15 protein-coding genes and 1 tRNA gene are annotated in these 15,870 nt (G+C 46.4%); 7 read left to right on the top strand and 9 right to left on the bottom strand.

Annotation, left to right across the window (positions count from 1 at the left end; translation table 11 throughout):
* Positions 1 to 110 precede the first annotated feature (110 nt).
* Positions 111 to 899 carry a hypothetical protein gene (locus BUQ91_RS06755; RefSeq protein ID WP_074208615.1) on the bottom strand — a complete coding sequence of 263 codons (789 nt, stop codon included), beginning with the start codon at positions 897 to 899 and terminating at the stop codon, positions 111 to 113.
* A 14-nt stretch (positions 900 to 913) separates the two neighbouring features.
* On the bottom strand, positions 914 to 1,927 hold the full coding sequence (locus BUQ91_RS06750; RefSeq protein ID WP_072827132.1) for a PorV/PorQ family protein: 1,014 nt from the start codon (positions 1,925 to 1,927) through the stop codon (positions 914 to 916).
* 127 nt (positions 1,928 to 2,054) lie between these two features.
* Between BUQ91_RS06750 and BUQ91_RS06745 the strand changes: the two genes are divergently transcribed.
* The 4 genes from BUQ91_RS06745 (at position 2,055) to BUQ91_RS06730 (ending at position 5,480) form a co-directional block, all read left to right on the top strand.
* Positions 2,055 to 2,127 (top strand) — tRNA-Lys (locus BUQ91_RS06745).
* A 77-nt stretch (positions 2,128 to 2,204) separates the two neighbouring features.
* Positions 2,205 to 3,317: a DegT/DnrJ/EryC1/StrS family aminotransferase gene (locus tag BUQ91_RS06740; protein ID WP_074208614.1), complete on the top strand. Its 1,113-nt coding sequence runs from the start codon at positions 2,205 to 2,207 to the stop codon at positions 3,315 to 3,317.
* Positions 3,307 to 4,596, top strand: coding sequence for an O-antigen translocase (locus BUQ91_RS06735; protein ID WP_074208613.1), 1,290 nt, complete (start codon positions 3,307 to 3,309; stop codon positions 4,594 to 4,596). The genes BUQ91_RS06740 and BUQ91_RS06735 overlap by 11 nt, the downstream gene beginning before the upstream one ends.
* 8 nt (positions 4,597 to 4,604) lie before the next feature.
* A complete protein-coding gene (locus BUQ91_RS06730; protein WP_074208947.1) occupies positions 4,605 to 5,480 on the top strand; it encodes a glycosyltransferase family 2 protein in 876 nt (291 codons plus the stop codon).
* 47 nt (positions 5,481 to 5,527) lie between these two features.
* On the opposite strand, the gene BUQ91_RS06725 is transcribed toward BUQ91_RS06730, so the two are convergent.
* The 3 genes from BUQ91_RS06725 to BUQ91_RS06715 are packed head-to-tail and all read right to left on the bottom strand — an operon-like array spanning position 5,528 to position 8,078.
* Positions 5,528 to 6,577, bottom strand: a complete 1,050-nt coding sequence (locus tag BUQ91_RS06725; RefSeq protein WP_254842270.1) for an O-fucosyltransferase family protein — start codon at positions 6,575 to 6,577, stop codon at positions 5,528 to 5,530.
* Positions 6,578 to 6,585: 8 nt separating this feature from the next.
* Entirely contained in the window at positions 6,586 to 7,548 is a 963-nt protein-coding gene (locus BUQ91_RS06720) for a glycosyltransferase family 2 protein (RefSeq protein WP_074208611.1), read from the bottom strand.
* Positions 7,548 to 8,078, bottom strand: coding sequence for a hypothetical protein (locus BUQ91_RS06715; RefSeq protein WP_074208610.1), 531 nt, complete (start codon positions 8,076 to 8,078; stop codon positions 7,548 to 7,550). The genes BUQ91_RS06720 and BUQ91_RS06715 overlap by 1 nt, the downstream gene beginning before the upstream one ends.
* A gap of 116 nt (positions 8,079 to 8,194) precedes the next feature.
* Here BUQ91_RS06715 and BUQ91_RS06710 point away from each other — a divergent pair, with 116 nt between their 5' ends.
* A complete protein-coding gene (locus tag BUQ91_RS06710) occupies positions 8,195 to 8,755 on the top strand; it encodes a hypothetical protein (protein ID WP_072827138.1) in 561 nt (186 codons plus the stop codon).
* 11 nt (positions 8,756 to 8,766) lie between these two features.
* On the top strand, positions 8,767 to 9,252 hold the full coding sequence (locus tag BUQ91_RS06705) for a hypothetical protein (RefSeq protein ID WP_074208609.1): 486 nt from the start codon (positions 8,767 to 8,769) through the stop codon (positions 9,250 to 9,252).
* 121 nt (positions 9,253 to 9,373) lie between these two features.
* On the opposite strand, the gene BUQ91_RS06700 is transcribed toward BUQ91_RS06705, so the two are convergent.
* Positions 9,374 to 9,961, bottom strand: a complete 588-nt coding sequence (locus BUQ91_RS06700) for an L-threonylcarbamoyladenylate synthase (RefSeq protein WP_072827140.1) — start codon at positions 9,959 to 9,961, stop codon at positions 9,374 to 9,376.
* Positions 9,962 to 10,098: 137 nt separating this feature from the next.
* Between BUQ91_RS06700 and BUQ91_RS06695 the strand changes: the two genes are divergently transcribed.
* Entirely contained in the window at positions 10,099 to 11,418 is a 1,320-nt protein-coding gene (locus BUQ91_RS06695; protein ID WP_254842269.1) for a chloride channel protein, read from the top strand.
* 381 nt (positions 11,419 to 11,799) lie between these two features.
* Here BUQ91_RS06695 and BUQ91_RS06690 read toward each other — a convergent pair whose 3' ends face one another.
* The 3 genes from BUQ91_RS06690 to BUQ91_RS06680 all read right to left on the bottom strand — a co-directional run bounded on the left by BUQ91_RS06690 (position 11,800) and on the right by BUQ91_RS06680 (position 15,860).
* Positions 11,800 to 12,834 carry a peptidoglycan DD-metalloendopeptidase family protein gene (locus BUQ91_RS06690; RefSeq protein WP_072827142.1) on the bottom strand — a complete coding sequence of 345 codons (1,035 nt, stop codon included), beginning with the start codon at positions 12,832 to 12,834 and terminating at the stop codon, positions 11,800 to 11,802.
* Positions 12,835 to 13,125: 291 nt separating this feature from the next.
* Entirely contained in the window at positions 13,126 to 13,779 is a 654-nt protein-coding gene (locus tag BUQ91_RS06685) for a hypothetical protein (RefSeq protein ID WP_072827143.1), read from the bottom strand.
* A gap of 230 nt (positions 13,780 to 14,009) precedes the next feature.
* Positions 14,010 to 15,860, bottom strand: a complete 1,851-nt coding sequence (locus BUQ91_RS06680; RefSeq protein WP_074208607.1) for an MBOAT family O-acyltransferase — start codon at positions 15,858 to 15,860, stop codon at positions 14,010 to 14,012.
* Between the last annotated feature and the right edge of the window lie 10 nt (positions 15,861 to 15,870).

The following is a 15,870-nucleotide window of genomic DNA, read 5'->3' as shown; positions in this document are numbered from 1 at the left end:
GCGCAACTGCCTAAAGCAAAATAGATTCCCACACCTCCGCTAAAAAATTTAAGTCCCGCTCAATCGAGCGGGACGATTTTTTTTACCCCGGACTCTGCCTGGGGTCACCATCACAACGTCACTTCTTTCAAAAAATCTGCTTTGAGCTTGGAGAGTAGAGTTGCCGCTTTGCGCTTTTCTTTGATTATGCTTCTGTTGCGGAACAATGTGGGAATGACAGACGGATGGTGGAGGGCGAACGGCAACGAGGCTTCGATTCCAAATGCTTTAGACAAAATAATTGCAGTTGCTTTAAGATTAGGCGCAATTCCGCAAGCTATGGTATTCGCGTCATTTTTTGTATTTGCTTCTGATGTACTTTCGCTAGCAACGTTATCTGCTATTGTCTGCGCTACGAGATATGGAACGGAAAACATTCTGCCGCCTGCATGCATCATGCGGAGCGTAAAGTCTGCAAGCCTTGCGCTCTCCGGGAGTGTCGTGTCGAACCCGCCGGTACGTTGGATGATGCGCCTCGAGAAAATCCCCAAATAAGGGTGCGGTGCGGCAACATAGCGCAGTGGTGCGTTCTCGTCAATTTCGACAAAGCCAGAACCTTTGGATGCGGGCTTTAGCAAATATCCGCCTAAAAATGTTCCTTTGTTTGTGCGAATGCGCGGTGCAAATGCATCAACCATCGGAAAACTATCGGTGACTTCTGCAACGTTGTTCAAAAAGGCGCGGTCGATCTTGATGCAGGGGTGCGCGAAAACGACCCATTCTCCCTCAATCTCGTTTAAGTGCTTGTTCCAATCGCTTGTGAAGAACCAGCCGAGTTCGGGGTCCGTAAATGGCGGTTGGGGATTGCCTTGCGATTCGTCAAAGTTTTCGTCAAAAACAAAAACGTCGAACTGCCGCATCGTTTGCCTTATTCTTAGAACTCTACGCGAAGACCGAGCCTGTGCTCGTAGCCTAAACTTTGTGCGAGGACCGAGAACGCATAGTCGAAGGCGAACATGTTAGAGGTGTAACCGAGACCTAGGCTGAACATGCGTGCTTCGTTTGTTTCGTCAGGTCTGTCGGAGGAATTCGCCAACTCCTTGATGTCGCGTGAGATGTCGAGCCAAGTGCGCGTGAAACCAGCGCGGATGCGGAAAAATTCACCCAATGCATATTCTGCACCGAGATTCAAATCCGGTTCGGCGTAACGCGGAAAATCTGTTTCTGCGAAAACGGTTAAGCGCGGGATGCTACGGGGCTTGAGGAATCCGCCAATGGCAAACGTCTGGGACAATGGGTACGTGTCATCCGCGTCGTCTTTAACGTAACCGCGAAGCATGGTGCCGAAGTCCCTTGCAACAAACGAAAAACCGTAGTTCTTGCTGTCGGACATCCAGGTGATGCCCCAGTCGAATGCTGCTGCCATGGCGGTTTGATCGCTTGCATCTCCGGTCAATTTGTCCGAGGCGAACTTGAGCGCTGCACCGACTCGGATATGTTTCATCGGATAAGCGACGCTTAAAGTCGTGAGCTGGCTGAATGGCTTGTATTCGCTGCCGTTCTCGTCGCCATACTCGTTATAGCCTACAATCGTGCCGTACGAAATCCAGTTGTATGAAAACTGAAGGATGAATTTCTTGAACTCCGTTGTGTACGAAAGCGTACCTTGGTTGTCTGCAAATTCACCGGTTTGCCAGTGGGCTTCGATGACACGCTTTTTCCCTTCAGTCATAAGGATTGCAGCCGGGTTTAGCTGGACAATGGTCGGATCGGTAGAAGGGAGCGCCGACGCAGATTTTTCGAGAGCCGCATTGCGCGGGCTGTCAAAAGTTGAAAGGAACGAAAAAACTTCTTGCCCTGCATCGTGCTTTGAAAAGTAACCTAAATCTGATGCTGGACATGCGATAGCGAGTGCTGCAATTGCTGATAGTTTTTTCAATAAATCCATGATGTAAATTTATAAAAAAGTCAAAGAAAAATTTTGCAATAAATGCACTATAAGTGCGTTTTTTTATTTAATATGGCGTGCGAAGCCTTTACAATACAAAAATGTTTTTATATATTTGCTCCTGCTCGGGCTACTAGCTCAGTTGGTAGAGCAACGCCCTTTTAAGGCGTGGGTCGAAGGTTCGAGCCCTTCGTAGCTCAGTAATCGGTTCCATTTAATGGAGCCGATTTTTTTTATATTGATTGGTAGCGTTATAACCACAAGCAGGAGTGCCTTTATGGTTCCTTTCTTGGACCTGAAAAGAATAAATGAACCATACAAGAATGAACTAGATAGAGCCGCGGTAGACGTGGTCGAATCGGGTTGGTATATCCGAGGGCGTTATGGCGAACAGTTTGAACGCGCTTTTGCTCAATATTGTGGCGTAAAGTTTGCTGTGGGCGTCGGGAACGGCTTGGATGCACTTACGCTCATGTTGCGTGCTTCGATAGAATTGGGGCGCCTTCATGAAGGTGACGAAATTCTTGTTCCGGCGAATACGTATATCGCTACAGTTCTTGCCGTTAGCGCTGTGGGGCTTAAACCAGTGCTTGTGGAACCTGCCGAAAATAGCTACAACATGGATCCGAAATGTTTGAAGGATGCTTGTGGTGCTCGTACTCGTGCAATTTTGGTTGTTCATCTGTATGGTCGCCTTTGCGCTATGGATGAAATTTGTGAATTTGCCAATTCGCATGACTTGCTCCTTTTTGAAGACTGCGCGCAGGCTCATGGGGCGCGTCTCAGTGATGGACGTTCTGCAGGGACATTTGGTTCGGCGGCGGCTTTTAGCTTTTATCCGACCAAGAATTTGGGAGCGCTTGGCGATGCTGGCATGGTTCTTACAAACGATGCCGATGTTGCCAATATTGTTCGAGCGCTTGGCAATTACGGCTCCGAGCAAAAGTACGTGAATAGGTTTAAGGGCGTAAATTCGCGCCTTGACGAAATGCAGGCCGCGCTTTTGCTTGCAAAGCTTCCGCATTTGGACGAATGGAACGAACGACGTCGTGAAATTGCTGTGCGTTATTGCAACGAAATCAAGAATTCAAAGGTCTTGTTGCCTGAACTTCCTTCGGTGCCTTCGGAACATGTTTATCATGTGTTTGTGATTCGCCTCAAGAGCGAGAATTCTCGAAATGAAATGCAGGCGTACTTGAAAAAGCGCGGTATAGAAACATTGATTCATTATCCGATTCCTCCGCATTTGCAAGAAGCGTATGCTAATGAATTCAACGGAGAGTATCCGATTGCAGAATCGATGGCCAAGACGATTCTCAGTATTCCGATGAGCCCTGTGCTTACCGATGACGAAGTCTCCGAAGTAATTGGTGCAATTAATGAGTTCTAAAGATAAGACATCGCAAGAATCTGCGAATTTCATGAAATTGTTTTTAGGCTCGGGAATGGTGACGTTCCTGAATGCCGTGCGCGTTTTTGTTGTAAATAAATTGCTGGCCGTATTTCTCCCGCCGTCTGCATTTGCATGCGTGGGGCAGTTTATGAACTTTATGACGATGGGGCAGGCGACTTCTTCACTGGCTCTCCAGAACGGCTGGGTAAGCCTTACCGCGCAGAATAAGAGTAATTTTGAACAGTTACGTGGCGTGTGGCGTGGCGGTTTTCGATTGACGACGTTTGCTAGTATCGTTACGTTCGCGGTTGCTCTTGTTCTTTGCTTTATCGTTCCGCTTGAAAAATTCTTCCCGGATATTCATCCTCGTCTTGTCCAGGCTGCGGTTATTTTTGCTTTGCCGGGCGTTTTTGCAACGAATATCATTACGATTACCTCGTCTGTAATGAACGGTCTTGGTCATTATCGCCGTTGGGCGCTTATAAACATGGTGACCTCGCTGTGGCAAATGCTGTGGGTGGCGTTCTTCCTTTATACGGGGCGGTTAAGTGTTCTTTCTATAGTGGCAACGCAGTCTGTAATAGCGGGTATTTTTGCAACGCAAATTGCATCTCGTGCTGGATTCAGTTTGCGCGAAATTCGTAAGTCCGCGTTGGATATTCGTTCTCCGTGGATGTCGTATGCGCTCATGGGTATTGTTCCTATGGTTTTGACGCCTGTGGTGCTTACATTTATGCGACTTACAATTGGCGAAAATTTGGGCTGGAATGCGGCCGGTATTTGGCAGGGAATTTGGAAAATTTCTGATTTCTTGACGACGTTTTTCTCTGCAATTCTTGGTGTTATTATCTTGCCGAAAGTTTCTGCAAAATTGACGCAGTCAGAATTTTGGGGAATGTTTAGGCCGGTTCTTGTTAAGACACTCGCGCTTGCGCTTGTAGCGGTTGCAATTCTTTATTTAGGCCGCTCGTTGCTTGTAACGGTGATGCTTTCTTCAGCATATGCTGGCGCGGCTGATTACATGCCGATGCAGTTGTTGGGCGATTTTTTCCGTGTGGGCGGTTGGGCTTTGGGGCTTGTGCTGGTTGCGCGCCGTGAAACAAAAAAATTCCTGATTCTTGAAATTTGTTCTGAAGTTGTTCTTGCTTCTGCAACATACGGCTTTGTGAAATTGTATGAATTTAATGGTCCGATGATGGCTTACGCGCTTGAAAATTTCCTTACGCTTGTGGCTTCGTTCATTATCGTTAGTCGCTTAGATTGGGCAAAAAAATAATGGTAAAAATGGCTCCGAAAGTTTCTGTAATCTTGGCTAGCTATAATCATGAAGCGTACGTAGAAAAGGCGGTACGTTCTGTGATGGGGCAGTCTGGCGTTGATTTTGAGTTGATTGTCGTGGATGATGGTAGCAAAGACCATTCTCCAGAAATTCTAAAGCACTTGGCCGATGAACTTGGATTTACTTATGTCCATCGCCCCAATAAAGGTGTGATGGAAACGCTAAAAGAAGCGCTGTCTTTAGCGACCGGGCGATATGTTTGTTCGTTTTCGTCGGATGATATTATGCCTCCGGAACGCTTGAAAAAACAGAGCGACTTTTTGGATGCGCATCCGGAAGCTGTTGCTTGTTTTGGACAGGTTGTTCCTTTTTATAAAGACGATGAAATCGGAACGGAAATGGATGAACGTTATCTCCGCAGTGTGCCTCAGATAACGTTTGAAGAATCGTTTCTTGGAAAAAAGGCGTTGCATGGTTGTGCTGAAATGTTTGTGCGCGAAAAAATTCTAGCTATTGGCGGCTACGATATGCGATACGCATTTGAAGATTATCCGCTTTATCTGAAAATCCTTTATAATTACGGTCCGCAGCCTGTTTCGAAAGATTTTTTATGTTGCTATTATCGTGAACATGGCGATAACATGCATGTGAATCATGAACGTATTTATGGTGAAATTCTGCGCGTGTTGTCGGATGATTATAGCAAGCATCCGCTTTATAAGCAGGCCGTTCGCGCTTGGAAGGCAAATTGGTTTTCGGCAGAAGCTGCGCAGAGTAAACTAGGGGCTCTTCGTTTGATTCCCAAGGTGATTTCGCTTTCCCCGCGTTTTTGGCTTAGACTTCCAAAACTTTTTATTCCGCGAAAGTTGCTGAAGTATTAGTTTTTTGAGGCCGGAATAAACTCCGGCTATTTTTTTTGGAGAATAGATTATTCTTCTATAATTTCGTATGGTACGTTCCCAAGGCTGGCTGCGTATTTCGGGAAGTTCGACGGGTACGTTTTATATTTGCGGTTGCGATAGAGCTTTGCACTTGATGCTTTTGAAATGAGGAAAAATTCCGTGAACGCTTTCAAGTAATCTGTAGCTTTCTTGGAACTGTTGAAGTCTATGTGAATGCTTTTCCCTTTGACAGTAACGACGTTCGGCAATTTTTCTGCTTCGGCAAGGAACGTCGGGCTGTCTGCTGTCACAAGTATTTTGTTTTGGCAGCCCGTTGCGATTTCTCGCTTTATAGCGTTGAGTGCTGCGTTCAGCAATTTTTGTTTGCCTGCACTTGGCAATTCGTTGAAAGTAAATTCCTTGAAATCTCCGAGCTTGTTCTGAAAGCGGAATGAAAATGCCGAGTAATTTGTTCCTAGCAGGCTTTCATAGTGGATAAGCTCTTGCGCAAGGACCTCTGAAGGCTTGAATAAATCGTTGAAATATTCCGCAAATTTTTCACCGAGTGTATCAACGCAGGAATACAGATGAAATTGCTGGTGCGTTTTGTCGAGCTGCCGTTCCAAAGCGGAATCGTTATTGAAGTCTTCGCGATAGAGCAATACTGGCTTTGCTACGGAACAGTTCTTGCTGATTTGCTTTTCGTCAATAATCCAATTAACTTTGTTCGGTTCCAAGATTTCTTGCAATAAAAATGGCGAAGTGTGATAAATCTTGAAATCAAGATTGTGCTCGGTTGCGAATTTATAGGCACTAGCCATTCCGCGGAGGCGGTCTGTTAGTCCTCCGTGCATCCATTTGCCATCGGCCATGTAAATGAGCACTTGGCGTTTGTTGCTGCTATCTTCAAGTTGGCGACATTCTTCGCGATTCTCGTCTGCTTCGCGGCTTTTTCCGTTGAAATCGCTTTCACTTTTTTCTATGTAATCGTCTCTCAGGTGGCGTAATTTAATTCCACGCTTTATCAGATGGTCGTGAACGCGTTCTTCTCCGAGAACGTGCCGCGCAATGCGGATAACGGCTTCTTTGGGCGTCATGGGAATCATTAAATGCCTTTTTTCAACAACTTTAAAAATAGAGCGCGGGGGAGGTAAGAAAGCATAATGGCAATGCGGTTGCGCATGCGTATTTTCAAATCGAAAAATGTGCTAAAGCGGTACTTGCGAATATGTGCCAAAGCTTTTTTGCGGAATTCTGCGGTCTCTTCGGTGTCTTTGGTTCGCATCAGAACGCTGAAACCGGCGCTCACGAGCATGCTGCGGGCTGCTTTGTATAGCGGCTTCGATACCGGTTTCATTTTTTCAAAGACGTTTTCGGCAATGTCGAGTAGCTGTACAATCTTTTGCTTGTCAATTTGCGTTGCTAATTCACTGCCTGAACGCTTGCGGTAAAAGTAAAGTTTTGATTTTGTCGTTGCTACTTTGTTTGCTTCAAACAAAATTTCAGGAATTACGGCGAGATCTTCGTAAATCGTTCCTGCGGGGAATTGCTTTCCTTTCCAAAGGCTTGCTCTGTACAACTTATTCCATGCAGAATAGTCGGGCAGAGAATCCTGATAAAGCGAAATCCTTGCTGCCTCTTCGGCAGAAATGATTTTTGAAATTGCTGTATCGGGCGTGCTTCCGTCAGTCTTGAATGCTTCGTCTATATTTTGGGCTGCACTGCAGACAACATCGGCCTGATGCAATTGTGCTAAAAAGAACAACGTTTCGAGAAAATTGGGGGCAACGCAATCATCGCTATCGATGAAGGTCACGTAATCGCCACGCATAATCTTGAGTCCCGTATTGCGGGCTTCTGACGGACCTTTGTTCGGTTGGCCAATCAACCTGAATCGTGCATCGGACGAGGCGTAACTTGCGGCGATTCTTGCACTTTCGTCTGTGGAGCCATCATCAATGATAATGGCTTCAAAATCTGAGAAGGTCTGTGCAACAAGGCTATCGAGGCAATCCTTGATGAATGCCTCGGTGTTGTACATCGGGATGATTACGCTTACTGCGGGCATTATTCGCCTTTGTCTGTTTTGCTTTCGGTTTCGTCGGCAATGCCTTTGACAACTTCGATCCAACCGGCGCGGACAAATGCACCTGCCTGAACTAAATCGTTTTGCGCTTTTTCGTAAGCCTTAAGAATTTGGTTGTATTCCGAAACATCGCGCATCATCTTGACTTCGTGGCGGACCTTCTTTTCGAGCAAGTCCTGCTTCCATTGTGCTACGTCGGCGAGGTACTTGCAAGAGGTGTCAAAGCTGTCCAAGTACGCAGGCACGGTATCAAGAAATGTCTTTTCGTATGGTTTGGCTTTGGACTTTGCTTCTTTGGCAAGTTTTTTCTGCGAAGCGACGTTGTTTCGCAGCTCACCCATAAGTCTAACGATTCGGATATAATCTACTTGCGGCCAAATGAGGCTGAACGGCCACATTTTTTTCCAGTGGAACTTGAAAATCGATTCGTGCGCGGTGTTCTTTGCGCGCATCAATTCTTTGAGGTTGTCAAAGATAATCTGGGACGGTAACTTGAGTACATTTTCGCTCATATACGAAGAATATAAAAAATAGGCGTGTTTGTTCTTGATTATTACTTTAAATTTTCTTGATTTTTTTAAATTAAAGTTTAGATTGTTTTTGAAACGTCTTTTTTTAAAGGAATATTATGGATAAAAAGAAAATGAAGATCCTCGTCGTGGTTGACGTTGTCATCCTCGTCGCTCTTATCATTATCCTGATGACGCTCAAGGGCGGCTATGAGGAACAGGCTAAGCGCACTGCGAACGAACAGGAATCGGCTTATTTGGAAAAGAATACTCAGGTTCTCGTAGAACAGTGGCGTTCTGTAGACCAGTACAGCATGGCTTGGAAACTTGTTTATTCCATGCTCTCCGGTGCAAAGACCGAAGCTGCTTTCAAGAGCAACCTCGCTGCAATCGAGGGTGACAAGGACGCTCGCTTTAAACAGATTTCTCACCTTTACACAGGTGCTGGCATCAATGATGCTGTGCAAAACGGCATCTTCCAGAAGGCTGGCCTTGCCGAAGGCTCTATCCTTATCAAGAACGAAAAAGGTACAAAGGAAGTGGCTTGCGGTAAAAATTGCGTCGTGAAGTTCAGCTTTGCTAAGGGCAAACTCAAGAACGTTGATTACAGCGCTTTGGTCCAGTACAACCTTGCTAACACCCTCAAGATTGAAAAACCGGGTGAATACCATTTCGAATAAGGGAGAACGTCATGAATTTAAAGAATATTTCCATTGCACTTACCGTTCTCGTCTTTGGCGTTATCGCTATGCTCTTTATGCAGAAGGGTAACTATGTCAACCAGGCCAAGGAACATTACGAAGCCACGACCGCCAAGTCCTTCAAGGGCAATTCTATGGTTCTTGAACTTGTCAATAATGCAATTGACATGAACAAGCAGACTTGGGCGATCGCTTGCCAGGCTCTCCAGACGGTCAAGAATTCTCAGGACATGGCAAGGCTCGAAGCCAAGTTCTTCCCGGCCACCAAGGGTTCCAACAGCATCGCAAACAAGACGCGTCGCTTTGAAGCTAGTTCTGCAAACGTTATTGTCTCTACCTTCGGCAAAGTCGAAGAAGACAAGAAGACGGGCGTGAAGAGCCTTGCTGATTTGCAGTCCGTTGACGTGAGCGTCTTGCTTGGCAACTTCGCTGCTGCTACTGCTAGCGATGATGCCGAAGAAGATGGCGAAGAATAATACGGTTGTGATTCCCGCGGATGCGGGAAAACGTTAATGCTAAAAGGCCCCGCTTCGGCGGGGCTATTTCTGTATTGCAAAGACTTCGCGGGATTTCTATGGCGGAATCTTGCAGCGTTTTTTACAGCAATTCGCCGCGGATGATTTCGACAGAATCACCAACGAGACTTACGATGTTCGTCGGATTGATTTCGATGTTGCCGCAATCAACCATCATGTCCACGGAATGTTGGAACGTTTTCCAAATGTCATCGGTTTCGTAAATGTCTTCTTCGCTGAGCTTGGCGGCCGTGCTGAGAATCGGCTTGTCGAAATGCTGGAAAAGTTCCTTGAAAAACGGATGCGTCGGAATGCGGATGCCGATTTCCGGGCGCTTGACATCAAGCTTGCGTGCAATATGCGGATCGGCCGGGAGAATGAACGTGTACGGCCCTGGCACTCGCTGCTTGATGATGTTGAACGCAAAATTGCTCACGTGGGCGTAGCCGGTGGCAAAGCGTATGTCTGGAACAATCAGCGCCATGACGAACTTTTTCATGGGCTTCTTGAGCGCATAGAGCTTGTGGATGGCCTTGGGCGATTCGGCGTTGCAGCCGATGGCATAGCCTGATTCGGTGGGGTAAAGGACGAGTCCGTCGTCTTCGAGAATTTCTGCCGCTTGCTTCACAACTCGTGCTTGCGGATTTTCTGGATGTACTTCAATTCGCATAATTTTCTTACAGCATTTCGCTTTTGGAGGAATAATATATAAAAAATGTGTTGGTGAGGCTATATAAAATTTCTATCTTGCGGCCCGTGAAGCGATTTCATAGAACGATAGCGAAACTTCTCGTGGTGAATGGCTATATGCCCAAGCTTGCACTTGCGGCAGTTATAGGGGGCGTGACTGGGCTTGTGGCTGTGGCGTTCCATTTTGGGCTGTGGGCCGCGATGGAATTTGTGCGCTTGCCGTGGACGCTGGGAATGCTCCCGTGGTGGGCTTTTGCGGTTGTTCCTGCAATTGGCGGGCTTGCCGTCGGGCTTTTCATTCACAAGGTGGCACGTGCGCCAGAAACGGCGGGGCAGGGCACCGACAAGATGATTTATTCTTTCCACCACCAGGGTGGAAACGTTCGTGCGCGCGTGGCGCCGGTTAAGTTTATCGCAAGTATCATTACGCTTTCGACGGGCGGTTCTGCAGGGTACGAAGGACCGATTTCGCAGATTGGCTCGGGGATTGCATCGACCATCTGCAAGTTTTTCAAGATGCCGCGGATGTTGCGCGGGCAGTTCTTGCTGGCAGGGACTGCTGCTGGGCTAGGGGCTATTTTCAAGGCCCCGTTGGCTGGTGCGCTCACGTCGGTCGAAATGCTTTACCGCGAAGACTTTGAATCGAATGCCTTTGCAACTTCAATTGTTTCGTCTGTTGTTTCGTTTACGGTCTATATTGCGTTTGTGGGGACGGCACCGATTATTAGCGGTGTGTCGGCTTTCCCGTTTACAAATGGTGTAGAACTTTTGGCGTGTGCGCTCCTCGGAATTTTCTGTTTCCCGTTTTCTTATATGTACGTGCGTTGCTATTATGCTGCGGAACGTCGGTTTAACAAGTGGACTGCTCCTGCGTGGCTCAAGCCTGCGGTGGGTGGTGCGCTTATTTCGCTTTTGGTCCTTGTGTATCCCGAAGTCTCTGGCGGCGGTTTTGACTTTATCGACCGTTTGATGTCTGGGCTTGTTCCTCATTCGGGCGTAGGTGTGCTGCTGTTGCTTGGGGTTGTGCTTGCAAAGATTGTGGCGACAGCCTTGACGGTTGGCTCCGGTGGTTCGGGTGGTGTCTTTGGTCCGTCGCTATTTATCGGTGGCGTGGTGGGGGCCATGTTTGCTGGAATATGTGAACTTGTTGCTCCCGGATTTATTCGCATGCCGGAAATGTTTATTCTTGTCGGAATGGCTGCATTTTTTGCAGGGGCGTCAAAGGCTCCGATTGCAGGTGTCGTGATGGTTTGTGAAATGACAGGGAGTTATAGCTTGTTGCCGGGGCTTTTGATTGCGGCGGTCATGCATATGGCTTTCTCGCGCAACTGGACCATCTACAAGAGTCAGGTGCTCAATAAGTTTGCTTCTCCTGCGCATCGCCGTGACATGGATCGCGAACTTCTCCAAGCATACGATAAAATCAGTAAACAGTAAGCGGATCGCTGTTAGGTTTGCTGTGGAGGAGTTTTTTTTCGAAATTTTGTTACCAAATCCGTTTAAAAATGAATTTTGGTATCATTTTTTATGGATAAATTAAGTCTTTTGAGCTGAAATATCGTATTGTTCTCAGTAATTGTGGTACCAAATGGGGGAAAAATGGAATTTGGTAGCATGTGAACTCGTTATCGGGTGAAAAATGTAGCGAATAAAGTAAAAAAAATGGTGCCAAATAAGCAGAAAAATGAATTTTGGTATCAAAAAACGGCAAAATCGCTCTAAACGTCTTTCAAAACGTCCTTCAAATGCAAAAACAGCCCCCGAAATTCAGGGGCTGTTAAATGGAGTATAGAAATACTGCTGTGAGTTGCCTGCGGTTTACGAGCAGCGGAGAACTTGACCCGGACGAATCTTTTCGGACTTCAAATTGTTCAAACGCATAATCTGTTGGACCGATGTGCCATACTTGTGGGCGATCTTTCCAAGGCAATCTCCACGACGAACTTTGTAGAACTTGCTCTTGCCGATTTCTTTCTGGTAAGCCGATTCGATTTCCTGGAGCTTGTCTGTGTCGAGCGTGACGGAAATATCTCTGAAAGTGCCTTCGGCAAAATCGTAAACGGTTTCCGGGTTGATGTAAATGCCGTTGTAGCGCATTTCAAAATGCAAATGGGCGCCAAACGAGCGACCGGAGTTGCCTCCAATTCCGAGTGTATCGCCGGCCTGGAGTTCGTCACCGACTTTCACCTTCCAGCGTTCGAGGTGTGCGTAAAGCGTGGTGAGTCCGTTGCCGTGGTCCAAGATCACATAGCGACCATAGCCCTTGCGACGGCCCTGGTTTCTGACCTTGACGACCTTGCCTGCAAATGCGGCGACGATAGCGCGGTTTTCTCCGTGGCAGAGACCGAGGTCAACACCACGATGCATACGGTGCTTGCGCGGGCCATAATGGCCTGCAATACGACGGCTTTCTGTCGGGATGATAGAAGTCGTCATGTCGAGAACAAAGAGCTTTTCTGGAGCGCCTGTCGAGGCGGAGTCCGTTGTAGCCTTGATGTCGGCATCCGCTTCTGCATATTCGCGTGCGGCTTCTTCGGTATCGAGGCTATCGCTATTGATGCCTTCTTCGGTTCCCAAATCAGTTACTTCGACCTTGGAAACCTTGGCCGGAGCACTTGCTTTGCTTTGCTTTTTGGGCTTGATTTTTTTGCTGGAAAAGTTGCTTTCGGTGATGACGAACTTTCCAACGGAAGGATCCTGAGTCTCGATGTTAGCGAGATCTTCGATATTTTGAGTTAATTCTGTAGTTTTAGAATCAACCAGGCGAGGAACAATTTTTCCGGCCATATCGTCGTCTTTTGCGAAAAGCGCGATAGGCAGGACTCCTGCAATGAGTATAGTTTTGATCTTCATAAAAATAGCGGTATTATATATATGGGTCTAAAAATACACATTTTGTTTGATTTTGTCACTAGTTTTCGGGCGTTTTTTAACGAGTTATTAACAAGAAACAATGAAGTAAGTTTGTTGTAACAAAGTATTGGGCGAAATTGGCGTAAAAACGGCTTAAATTGGTCAAAAAGTCGTATTCTGCAAATGTAAAATATTGTTCAAAAGCCTTGTCCCAAGCGGAACAAGGCCGATTTCTTGAAAATTGACATTTTTGTCTATAAAATTTTTTGTAACTCTCGGAGTATCAACGACTTACATGTCACATTTTTCAAATTTTTCGTTGATTTCCTCTAATTTGGCTCGTATTGTTTCACGCTCGTATTGGTCGTTTTTGAAAATCTCGTTAATGTATTGGTCATTAATGAAAACTTTATGTTCCGAGGTATCGCATTCCGTTAGATTGTATTTTCTCAGAAAATTTTGATATCCATCTTGCTTTTCTTTTTGACGCGTTTTTAAATATTCTATTTCTAGAGAGTCCATCTCGTCTGGGTATGTTTCAAAAATTGGGACTACTTCAAAATGACTTAATTCATAGCATGAAGAGACCCCATATAAGGGCATATTTTCTATTTCAATGGATTCCTTAAAACAATCATACTTTGCTTTGGAAATTTTATTTGCATTGAGGAGTGTGTCAATTTTTTCTCGTGCGATAGAGCCCGCTGCAGCGGCATGAAGGTAGTATGCATTATAGGCTGTTACATCATGGCAGTAAGATTCTGCCGAAATACATTGCCCTATCAAACCGGTCGTATCCGGTTGCTTGATTTTAGCCAATTCTTGGTCTATGTCGATTGTGGCAGAAGGATTTTCTGCGGACGTTCCCGGATCGCAACTGGCCCAAAAGAATGAAGCTCCCGAAAGGAACATTTTTCCAAGAATGTTGTGGATTTTTTTGAGCATAAATTTCCTCCTCATCACTTACTGTATAAAAATAAATTAATGGGATGTAAAGAAATGTAAGAATTGATCCCAAAAGCATAGTTTCTTGAGTGCTATTCTGAATTTATTTGGATAAATGTATTATATAGAACAATCTTATTGATGATGTCCCCGTAATCTCTATCTTTGCTTGTCTATAAAAAAAGGCGTGCTTAGCACGCCTCTTTTGCCTTACGCATTTGTTGTCTAAATTAGAACTGGAAGTAAATGAACGGGCAAGAATCTGCGCTCATGAATTGGTAAATCACGAAGATGATGAACGCCGTCGCTGCAACCATCGCAGGAATCGGGAGCGAAGCGAACGTGATGCGATAACGGGACTTAAACTTCTTTGGAATCCAGTGGATAAGCATACCAGCGATAAACACGAGAATGATATTGATGTGTTCCCAGGCTATCGGGAGAATCGTTTCCCAGCGCCATGCGGTGCCCATCTGGTTCACCATGTTCTTTGCTGTGTTCCATGCGACTTCATTTGCTTCTGCCGGGTCGAGGTTAGAACCTGCACGGAAGAAAAGACGTGTAAAGGTGATGAACACAAACGTGAGCGAAACGTTCCAGGCTGTCTTGAGCCATTCCATTTTCTTGTCGCTGAACAGGTGGAAAATGATGGTCGAGTAAATACCCACGAAAAGTACACCGAACCACACGGCGGTAATTGCACATATAGGAATTGTGTAGTGCTTGTAGAGAATGGCGCTCAATGCAAAGAATCCAAGGGCAATTGATGCACGTACCGTTGCGCTGCGCTTGACCCAGAGCTTGTTGAATACTTGGCCAAAGCCGTTCAAACCGCCCCAAATGATAAAGTTCCAGCTAGCACCATGCCACCAACCGCCAACGATTTGCGTTGCCATGGCGTTCATGTTCGTGGTAATGGTCTTGCGGGATTCCGGCTTGAAGTAAGCGAAAATGCCAATGTAAAGGAAGAACACGCCGAGAGCGATACCGACCCACACGCTTCCTGAAAGAAGAATGGCCACAAGGCTCAAGAAGCCCATCCAGAAGAACGTGCCTGCGGTTGCATTTCTGTTACCGCCAAGAGGAATGTACAAGTAATCGCGCCACCAGCTAGAAAGCGAAATGTGCCAACGGCGCCAGAATTCGGTCGGGCTCTTTGCTTTGTACGGGCTGTTGAAGTTCTGCGGCAGGCGGAAACCCATGAGGAGGGCAACGCCAATGGCGATATCCGTGTAACCCGAAAAGTCGGCATAAACTTGCAGCGAGTAAGCGAAAAGGGCAATCAGGTTTTCGAGGCCGGTAAAGAGGAGCGGTGTGTCGAAAACGCGGTCTACAAAGTTTGTGGCGAGGTAGTCGCTCAAGATAATCTTCTTTGCAAGACCGTTCAAAATCCAGAACACAGCCATGCCAAATGCACGACGGGGGAGGAAATACGGCTTGTAAAGTTGCGGAACGAATTTGTCGGCGCGCACAATCGGGCCAGCCACGAGCTGCGGGAAGAACGAAAGGTAAAAGCCGAAGTTCAGAATGTTATCGACAGCCTTGATTTTGCCGCGGTAAATGTCGATGCAGTAGCTCATCGCCTGGAACGTGAAGAACGAAATGCCCACCGGGAGGATAATCTGGTCGACGAGCGAATGCGTGCCGAACATGGCGTTGCTTGCTGCAGCAAAGAAATTGTAAACGTGAAGTTCGATACCTGTAAAGTCGTAAAGGGCGTCCAAGAAGAAGTAGGAATACTTGTAATAGCAGAGAACGAGCAAGTCGATGATGACTACAATGATCATCAGCATCTTCTTTTTCCATTTTTCCGTAGATTTTTCAATCCACTTGCCAATGAAAAAGTTTGCGATGACGCAGAAGATGAGAATGCACACGTAACTTCCGCTCGTCTTGTAGTAGAAGAACAAGCTTGTCGCAAAGAGGAACGCGTTGCGGAGTAAAAGCTTGCTATGTACGAACGAGAAGATGGCGAATACTACCGCGAAGAACCCCCAGAAATAGAACTGGGTAAAGAGAAGCGGGGAGTTCGGGTCAAATGCGAATGTGCGAGTTAGGTAGGGGATGATGTAGTCAAGCATGGTTTGGGAC

Source organism: Fibrobacter sp. UWB11 (assembly GCF_900143015.1).
Classification (GTDB): domain Bacteria; phylum Fibrobacterota; class Fibrobacteria; order Fibrobacterales; family Fibrobacteraceae; genus Fibrobacter.
The sequence above is the reverse complement of the archived record's forward strand: the minus strand, read 5'-3'. Positions and strand labels throughout refer to the sequence as shown.